At 64.9% G+C, this 2358-nt stretch carries 2 protein-coding genes; both read left to right on the top strand.

Annotated features, from left to right (window positions below; genetic code table 11):
- Window positions 1-268: 268 nt before the first annotated feature.
- On the top strand, window positions 269-1804 hold the full coding sequence (locus ACIA8E_RS41790) for an ISL3 family transposase (protein ID WP_399307328.1): 1536 nt from the start codon (window positions 269-271) through the stop codon (window positions 1802-1804).
- Between the two features lie 173 nt (window positions 1805-1977).
- On the top strand, window positions 1978-2322 hold the full coding sequence (locus ACIA8E_RS41785) for a transposase (RefSeq protein ID WP_399307326.1): 345 nt from the start codon (window positions 1978-1980) through the stop codon (window positions 2320-2322).
- Window positions 2323-2358: the final 36 nt, after the last annotated feature.

The raw sequence follows: 2358 nt of genomic DNA, 5'->3' as shown, positions 1-2358 counted from the left end.
GAACCACAACCTCACTACGAATACGCGCCGCATCCGCCCGCGGCACACGCATACCCGTCAACAACACCACAACAGCATCAACAGCAGGATCAACCGCCACCAAAACCCCCACACCAACACACACACATACGACACACCAACCAACCCCAGCAAACCCCCAACAGCGTATAGGACGTTGTTTCACTTGGTGCGGTGGGGGACTGTAAGAAGAACGGCTCTGTCTCGCTTTCGGTGGGGACTTAGCGTGCTGGCGGGTCGTTGGCATGGCATGCGTGGAGTCAACGAGCTTGTAGCCATGGTGTTTTCGGGTCTTGCCCCGCTGGTCATCGAGGAAGTGATCGATGAAGGTGAGCGAATTCTGGTGCGGGCACGGACACCGCAGGCGCCGGTGCCGTGCCCAGGCTGCGGGGCGGTGTCCGGCCGGGTCCACGGTTATCACTCACGGACGGTGGCCGATGTGTCGGTGGACGGGCGGCGCGTGGTGGTGTGTGTGCGGGTGCGGCGCCTGGTGTGTCCCACGCGCGGTTGTCGCCATACCTTCCGCGAGCAGATGCCCGGGGTGCTGGAGCGTTACCAGCGCCGGACTGTCCGTCTGACCAGGCAAGTCAGGTCTGTGGTAGCGGAGTTAGCGGGCCGGGCGGGTGGGCGTCTGCTAACGGCGTTGTCCATGCGCATGTCGCGTCACACCGCTCTGCGCGCTCTCCTGCGCATTCCGCTGCCCAGGCCGCGGGTGCCCCGTGTGCTCGGTGTCGACGACTTTGCTCTGCGCCGGCGTCACCACTACGCGACCGTGCTCATCGACGCCGAAACCCACGAGCGGATCGACGTGCTGCCCGACCGTACGGCCGGCACCCTGGAGGCGTGGCTGCGGACCCATCCGGGCGCCGAGATAGTGTGCCGCGACGGCTCGGCCACCTATGCCGAAGCTATCCGCCGCGCCCTGCCCGATGCGGTGCAGGTGAGCGATCGCTGGCATTTGTGGCACAACCTGTGCGAAGCCGCCCTGAGCGAGGTGAAGGCGCACAGCAGCTGCTGGGCCACCGTGCTGGACGCACCCCTGTCTGAAGGGCCCCGCGCACAGACCACCCTCGAACGCTGGCACCAGATCCACGCCCTCCTCGACAAGGGTGTGGGACTGCTCGAATGCGCCCGGCGTCTGCAACTGGCCCTCAATACCGTCAAGCGTTACGCCCGGGCGGACCGGCCTGAACGTATGCTCCGTGTCCCCAAATACCGCGCCAGTCTCGTCGATCCGTACCGCGAACACCTGCGCAAGCGCCGTGCAGAAGAACCTGCCGTTCCCGTCGGGCACCTCTTCGAAGAGATCAAAGCCCTCGGGTTCACGGGCTGCCTCAATCTCCTGCACAAGTACATCAACCAGGGGCGCGCGGATGCCGAGCGCAGCCACATCTCGCCCCGCCGCCTCGCCAGGATGCTTCTGAGCAGGCCCGACGGCCTCAAGGCTGAGCAGCAGAACCTTCTGGACCGGCTCACCGAGGCCTGCCCGGAGATGACTCGGCTCGCTGCCCATGTCCGTACCTTCGCCTCATTCCTGGTGCCCAAGCCGGGCAACACCGCCGACCTCAGCGGCTGGGCCACCGATGTCCGCACAGCCGATTTACCTCACTTGCATTCCTTTGTCCGCGGTCTCGAACGAGACCATGACGCGGTCGTCGCCGCGCTCACACTCCCGTTTCATAACGGAGGCACCGAGGGCGTGAACAACAAGACCAAGCTGATCAAGCGGCAAATGTACGGGCGAGCAGGCTTCCAACTCCTCCGCCACCGGATCCTGCTGGGCTGACCTCACCCACCGTCACCACCGAAAGGGAGATAGAGCCGTTGATTGGACAGTACCCGGCGGTGGCAGATGCGGGTTGCGGCTATGCCGACGAAGACGAGGAAGGGGCCTCCCTCTGAGTGGTGGACACGCTGTTACTGGATCTGCTTGATCCGGAGGAAGCGAGAAGTCGGCAGATGGCGATGAAGGATTACTCGGACGAGTTCAAGGCCGATGCCGTGGCCCTGTACGAGTCCACACCCGGGGCGATCTACAAAAGGATCGCTGCTGACTTGGGGGTCAACCGGGCGACGCTGCGTGAGTGGGTGCTGCGGGACCGCGAACGCCGTGGCGTCACCGCTGCGGCTGCGAAGCCGGGCGCCCTGCCTCGGGAGGCGGTGCCGTCCGCTGATCCGGACGAGCGGGTCCGACAGCTGGAGGCTCGGGTGGCCGAGCTCGAGGCAAGTGAGCGCAAGCTCGCCACCGAGCGGGACATACTCCGCAAGGCGGCCAAGTATTTCGCAGGAGAGACGAACTGGTGAGGAGCCGTAAATTATCTACTGCCGGACTTGATCTCT

The sequence above is a fragment of the Streptomyces sp. NPDC051664 genome (assembly GCF_044453545.1).
Classification (GTDB): domain Bacteria; phylum Actinomycetota; class Actinomycetes; order Streptomycetales; family Streptomycetaceae; genus Streptomyces.
The sequence above is the reverse complement of the archived record's forward strand: the minus strand, read 5'-3'. Positions and strand labels throughout refer to the sequence as shown.

Coding starts and splice junctions, on each gene's coding strand:
- ACIA8E_RS41790 (WP_399307328.1), top strand. CDS start 269: ATGCGTGGAGTCAACGAGCTTGTAGCCATGGTGTTTTCGGGTCTTGCC.
- ACIA8E_RS41785 (WP_399307326.1), top strand. CDS start 1,978: ATGGCGATGAAGGATTACTCGGACGAGTTCAAGGCCGATGCCGTGGCC.